Origin of the sequence: Photobacterium sp. Ph5 (assembly GCF_022129445.1) — a bacterium.
Classification (GTDB): Bacteria; Pseudomonadota; Gammaproteobacteria; order Enterobacterales; family Vibrionaceae; genus Photobacterium.
In genome coordinates, this window is sequence record NZ_JADQAQ010000090.1 from 1 (window position 1) to 6,272 (window position 6,272).

Annotated in this window: 5 protein-coding genes and 1 pseudogene; 4 read left to right on the forward strand and 2 right to left on the reverse strand. The window is 37.9% G+C overall.

Annotation, left to right across the window (positions count from 1 at the left end):
• Window positions 1–572: pseudogene (locus I3259_RS19670) on the reverse strand (hypothetical protein); the annotation flags it as partial.
• 80 nt (window positions 573–652) lie between these two features.
• On the opposite strand from I3259_RS19670, the gene I3259_RS19675 reads away from it, so the two are divergent.
• Complete coding sequence (locus tag I3259_RS19675; protein ID WP_238031374.1) at window positions 653–1,837, forward strand: tetratricopeptide repeat protein; 1,185 nt, start codon at window positions 653–655, stop codon at window positions 1,835–1,837.
• Between the two features lie 91 nt (window positions 1,838–1,928).
• On the opposite strand, the gene I3259_RS19680 is transcribed toward I3259_RS19675, so the two are convergent.
• Entirely contained in the window at window positions 1,929–2,738 is an 810-nt protein-coding gene (locus I3259_RS19680) for a sulfite exporter TauE/SafE family protein (protein WP_238031370.1), read from the reverse strand.
• Between the two features lie 234 nt (window positions 2,739–2,972).
• Here I3259_RS19680 and I3259_RS19685 point away from each other — a divergent pair, with 234 nt between their 5' ends.
• From I3259_RS19685 to I3259_RS19695, 3 genes are all read left to right on the forward strand, one after another.
• Complete coding sequence (locus I3259_RS19685; RefSeq protein WP_238031371.1) at window positions 2,973–3,953, forward strand: DUF1852 domain-containing protein; 981 nt, start codon at window positions 2,973–2,975, stop codon at window positions 3,951–3,953.
• A 48-nt stretch (window positions 3,954–4,001) separates the two neighbouring features.
• A complete protein-coding gene (locus I3259_RS19690) occupies window positions 4,002–5,030 on the forward strand; it encodes a methionine synthase (RefSeq protein ID WP_238031372.1) in 1,029 nt (342 codons plus the stop codon).
• Window positions 5,031–5,301: 271 nt separating this feature from the next.
• A complete protein-coding gene (locus I3259_RS19695; protein ID WP_238031373.1) occupies window positions 5,302–6,084 on the forward strand; it encodes a phytanoyl-CoA dioxygenase family protein in 783 nt (260 codons plus the stop codon).
• Window positions 6,085–6,272 lie beyond the last annotated feature (188 nt).

Consider the following 6,272-nt stretch of genomic DNA (forward strand, 5'->3'; position numbering starts at 1 on the left):
AGAGGTGATGATATCACCTCTGAGTAGGTGGCCAAATTTAATGTACCACTACAATCACAACGTACTACCTTACGAGTACAGTCATAAACTCCCTTATTAAACCATTCCACCTTGATATCCCTATGGTTATCTCCGCTAAGTAAATCCTTAGCAATATCTTTTAGGGTTTGTCTCATGTGGTCAAAATCAATGAATGTCCCTGATAGGTCATACATGTGTTCTTTAAGTATCTTAGCGTTAGTCATAGCGATAGCCCTCTTGTTAGTTCTTAGTGACACCGTAACACTTTGGTTATCATTGGGACTTCTGAGGGTCATCCTAATGTAATAAGTGTAAATCTTCTTGATTGTCGTAAAGTAAATTCTAATAGTGGGTGTTAATACGTTACCCAGTGGATTTCTATTAGTATGGGTTAATTGGCTATTAGCTTTATTTCTACTAATGCTAAGTGAATTATTACTTTGATTATCTAAATGAAAACGAATATCATCTGCATCTTGGTTGGATTTGTAGTGACCTTGTGTGGTGACTTCTCTTGATGATGAATGAAAATGAAAATTACCTTTAGACACGCTAACTCCAATAAAACATTAATTTACATAGGGTTAGCCCTTGTTTTACGTCTATCTATATTATTTAAGTTGAATAAATGATGAAAAGATTAGCATTTATTATCGCTTTAACCGCCGCTACAAGCTTACCATTGTCATCCGCTTATGCGGGAGCACAATTGTCGCAGCCGATTGCAGTTAAAGTTCAAAAAGCGAATAACTTACAGCTTGATGATAAGGTTAATCAGGCGATTGATTTACTTGTCTCTTTAAAGACGATAGAGCCTTATGACAAAGCATTCGTTCAGCGTATGTTGGGCGTGTTTTATTGGCAGCAGGGTAACCCATCAAAAGCGATAAGCAATTTATCTAAAGCGGTTAAAAGTGGCTTATTGCAAGATGATCAAGCATGGGTTACTCAGCGTATGCTGGCTGATATTTTACTTTCTGAGCAAAAATACAGCCAAGCATTACCACATTACTATCAGCTTACAAAGCGTATCCCAAAATCACAAAAGGGCTATGAACTATGGTTACGTATTGCCCAATCACATTATCAATTGAGTCAGTGGTCAAAAGTACTTTCTGCGATGAAACGTTACGATGGCTACAAACGCAAAGATGAAATGTCACCGCTGTCAATTAAGCTGGGTGCTCAGTTGCAATTAAAACAGTGGAATGGTGCAACATCAACGTTAAACCGCTTGATTGCGATAGAGCCGACTAAACTCAATTGGTGGCAGCAATTAGCGAATATCCAGTTACGAGCAGGTAAACCTGCTGATGCATTAAGTACGTTAAAATTAGCAAAATATCAAGGTGTTAAGTTAACACAGCAAGATTTACATCGGCTAGCACAACTTTATGCTCAACGTGGTATTCCTGAACGTGCTGCTAAACAAATCGCAGAGCTCGATGGTGCAACAACGAATACAAGGTTGTTAGTTGAGCAAGCTAATTACTGGCAAATGGCAAGAGAATGGCAAAGTGCCATTAATATTTGGGAACAAGCAGCACAGCGTAATAATCGTTATCGTTGGCAGCTTGCACAATTACTGTTGCAGGAAGGGCAATATCAAAAAGCGTTAACTGAACTTAATAAGGTTCAACGTAAAGATAAACAGTCAGATGTTGAGTTAGCGAAAGTACGTGCGTATTACAAGTTAAATAACTTTGATAAAGCAATTATTCATGCCAAACAGGCAAATAATATTAAGCCGTCATCAGCCGCATCAAGTTGGATAAAATATTTATCGCAAATGCGTGAAATGGAACAAACGAGCTAAATATTTTATTTACATTAAATCCTCAGCCAATAAAAAATGAGTGAGTTAACTTAATAATTATAAAGTTAACCACTCATTTTTTATTCTAGTTTTAACTAATAACCATGTTTGTCGCCATTGCTAATAATAATGCTGAGAAGATTTTTTTAATGATTGGAACAGGTAAATAGTTTGTTGCCTTAGCGCCTAGCGGAGCGGTAAACCAAGACGTACAAACAATACCGAATAACGCGGGTAAATATACAAAGCCAGCAAAGCCATCCGTAATAGAAAGATAGCTTATTCCTGAGCTGATATAACCGATAGAGCCAAAGAGTGCGATCACAATGCCACACGCCGACGCACAGCCAATGGCCTTTTTCATATCAAGCGAGAAGAAAGTTAATAAAGGCACTAACAGTGCACCGCCACCAATGCCGATCATGGCCGACAATCCGCCAGTAATCGTTGTTAAAAAGGTAAGAACAACATTGTTGGGCATGTTACGTGTTGTTGTCGTTTCTTTTTTTGTACTGCTGTAAAACATCTTGAATGCAATGAGTGCAACACTTGCTGCAAATATAATACGAACAATATTACCCGGTAATAGAGCGGCTAAAAATCCACTTATGAGTGCGCCTAGGGCAACACCAGTCATTATCCATGGTGCTAGGTGCCAAGGCACATTGCCGTTTTTATGGTGAGCAATTGCTGAAGAAGTCGAAGTAAACAGGATAGACGCTAACGAAGTCGCAATCGCGACAATAACCACTTGTTCAGGCGGTAAAATGGCGAAATGAAGCAAGATAATACTCAGAATTGGTACTATAACGAGTCCTCCTCCTATACCTAATAATCCCGCTAAAAATCCCACGCCACTGCCAAGTAAAGCGCAATATATTATTAACAATAATTCAGTCATTCCATTCACTTCTTCATCGTAATGTTATTTAAGATATTGAATAAAATACTTCTATTCAAAATAGGCTGAGCACTATAGCTTACAAATTTATAACAACTCAAACTTATTAACTTGAATTTTTCTCATGTTGATTGTGAAAGAAATACGCTTTTATTGATCAAGTACCCTACGTATAACTGAATACAGACAGCGCACCCGTATTAAACTCATTTCAGCTAAAAGGTAGAGGCCGCTATGAATAACGATTTTACATTTACAATAAATAAGACTGGCCTTGATGAAAATTATCATCCCGCTAGTAATACGCGCATTACAACCAATTTTGCGAACTTAGCAAGAGGAGAAAACCGCCAGCAAAATTTACGTAACGCATTGAACATGATTAATAACAGCTTTAATGCGTTAGCAAATTGGGACAACCCTGAAGGTAATCGTTATTCCGTTGAGCTTGAAATTGTATCAGTTGATATCGACATTGAAGGAAAAGGGCAATCATTCCCATCGATTGAGGTATTAAAAACGCACGTTATTGATAATCAAACTCATCAACGTATTGAAGGGATTGTCGGTAATAACTTTTCATCTTATGTTCGTGATTACGATTTTAGTGTATTACTGCAAAACTATAATAAAGGTAAATCCCAGTTCAGTATTCCAGATGATTTTGGCGAATTGCACGGCAAAATATTCCAAAGTTTCGTTAACTCTGATGTGTATAAAGACAACTTTAAAAAGTCACCGGTAATTTGTTTATCTGTCTCCGATAACAAAACCTATTACCGCACTGAAAATCAGCACCCCGTACTCGGTGTTGAATATACACCTAATGAATCATCATTAACTGAGCAATATTTTAAGAAAATGGGCTTACAAGTACGCTATTTCATGCCTGAAAACAGCGTGGCACCTTTGGCTTTCTTCTTCTTTGGTGATTTATTAAATGATTACACCAACCTTGAGTTGATAAGCACTATCAGCACAATGGAAACATTCCAAAAAATCTACCGTCCTGAAATTTACAATGCCAATGCGGTAGCAGGGAAGTCTTATAAGCCTAACTTAAAGTGCCCAGATCACTCACTGACTAAAATCGTTTATGACAGAGAAGAGCGTAGCCGATTAGCTGGTGAACAAGGCAGATTCGCCGAGCAGCACTTTATTAAGCCTTATCAAGCCGTGCTTGAGCAATGGTCATCAAATTTCGTGAATAGCTAACATCAATATAGCTTTCATTATTCATATAGACATAGGACGTTAACTATCATGAAAACATTACTACCGACTTCAACAGCAGGAAGCTTACCTAAACCAGAATGGCTTGCAGAGCCAGAAAAACTTTGGTCACCGTGGAAATTAGAAGGGGATGCATTAGTCGCAGGCAAACAAGATGCGCTACGTTTATCGCTGCAAAATCAACAAAAAGCAGGAATAGATATTGTCAGTGACGGTGAACAAACCCGACAACATTTTGTGACTACTTTTATTGAACATCTTAATGGCGTAGATTTTAAAATCCGTAAAACCGTTAAAATCCGTGATCGTTATGATGCCAGTGTGCCAACGGTTGTCGGTCCTGTTTCACGTCAAAAACCTGTGTTTGTGGAAGAGGCTAAATACCTTCGCCAGCAAACCAAGCAACCAATTAAATGGGCGCTACCTGGCCCGATGACTATGGTTGATACCTTGTACGATGCGCATTATAAAAGCCGTGAAAAACTTGCTTGGGAATTTGCTAAAATCCTTAATCAAGAAGCCAAAGAATTAGAAGCCGCAGGTGTTGATATTATCCAATTTGATGAGCCTGCATTTAATGTGTTCTTTGATGAGGTTAATGAATGGGGTATTGCCTGTTTAGAAAGAGCCATTGAGGGGCTGAAATGTGAAACCGCTGTTCACATTTGTTATGGCTATGGCATTAAAGCTAATACTGATTGGAAGAAAACACTCGGTTCAGAGTGGCGTCAATACGAAGAGGCGTTTCCTAAACTGCAGCAATCTAGCATTGATATTATCTCGTTAGAATGCCACAACTCTCATGTACCAATGGACTTACTTGAACTGATCCGTGGTAAGAAAGTGATGGTCGGGGCGATTGACGTTGCCAGCGATAAGGTTGAAACACCTGAGGAAGTGGCGAATACATTGCGTAAAGCACTTAAATTTGTTGATGCAGATAAACTTTATCCATGTACCAATTGTGGCATGGCGCCGTTAGCTCAGCATATCGCACAAGGTAAACTTGAAGCCTTGAATGCTGGTGCAGACATTATTCGAAAAGAGCTTTCAGCTTAGAATATTTGGATTGTTATTACTGATTAAGGCAAAAAACGCTTTATTGTTTGTATCTCCGCATCGTCACTGTGTGTAAATGTACTTTATTGTTAGAGTGATATAGTGCATTTACATATTCAGATTATCTCTTTTTCTGTAGCTCTAAATTCTTTAAATCAACAATACGTGTTTAGAATACTCTGACTTACTTGCTTATATCTATTATCGTCTGGCACTATTCGCCATAGAATACCGTAGTCAGTTAATGGTATCGAGAATGTGAAGGTCGTCAGTGGTAGTCAATAGCCAACAATTAAGTCAGCAATACGAAGAATTAGGTTACTTTGTTATTCGCAATTATTTCAGTGAAGATCAGATAGCTTCACTTAGAAAAGTCGTTTTAACTTTTCATGAATTATGGAAAGCTGACAACAAAGAGTTCTATCAGGAAGAAGCATTTAACTCATCTTTGATTACTGGAAGCCAGTATTTATCTATCGCTGAGAGAACGGAACTTTTTGACTTCATTAGTTCAAAAAAGATCATGGATGTGGTTGAGGCCGTAATACCTAAAAATCCTGCTTTCATGAATACTCAACTGTTCTTTAATCCGGTGAACCCGCAACAAAAAGACTTTTGGCACCGTGATTGTCAATACGATTATGATATTGAAGATCAAATGAGAGTCATATTAGAAACGCAAGTCTTGCACCTTCGTGTGCCCTTATTTGATGAACCTGGTATGGAGATAATACCCGGTACGCACAAACGATGGGACAATGATGAAGAGTACAATGTTCGCCAAGAAGTGAATGGTAAAGTGAGTAATGATAGCCTTTCCGGTGGTAAGAAGATTGCCTTATCAGCTGGGGATTTGTTAGTTTTTTCCGCAGATATGATCCATCGTGGATTATATGGACTAGATCGTTTAGCGTTAGATATTTTAATTTTTGACTCGGCATCTGATTATGTTGATTACGTTGATGATGACTGCTTACCGACGCCATGTATATTACAAAATATTACTGATCCACGTTTGTTTATCAATACGCTACATCTTAAATCTATAGTTTGAGCCTAAAAAAATATTAAAGTTATTCAATTGATGTTTGAAATGGAATTCAGCATCAAGATAACCTCATATATAATAAACTTCCTATTGTTGCTATTAACTACTAGAACACTACGGTTAATGATTTGTATTAATATGTAGTGGTCAATAAATACTGGCCACAGTTTTAGAGGTTAACCAATATAATCGTT

Coding starts and splice junctions, on each gene's coding strand:
- I3259_RS19675 (WP_238031374.1), top strand. CDS start 653: ATGAAAAGATTAGCATTTATTATCGCTTTAACCGCCGCTACAAGCTTA.
- I3259_RS19680 (WP_238031370.1), bottom strand. CDS start 2,738: ATGACTGAATTATTGTTAATAATATATTGCGCTTTACTTGGCAGTGGC.
- I3259_RS19685 (WP_238031371.1), top strand. CDS start 2,973: ATGAATAACGATTTTACATTTACAATAAATAAGACTGGCCTTGATGAA.
- I3259_RS19690 (WP_238031372.1), top strand. CDS start 4,002: ATGAAAACATTACTACCGACTTCAACAGCAGGAAGCTTACCTAAACCA.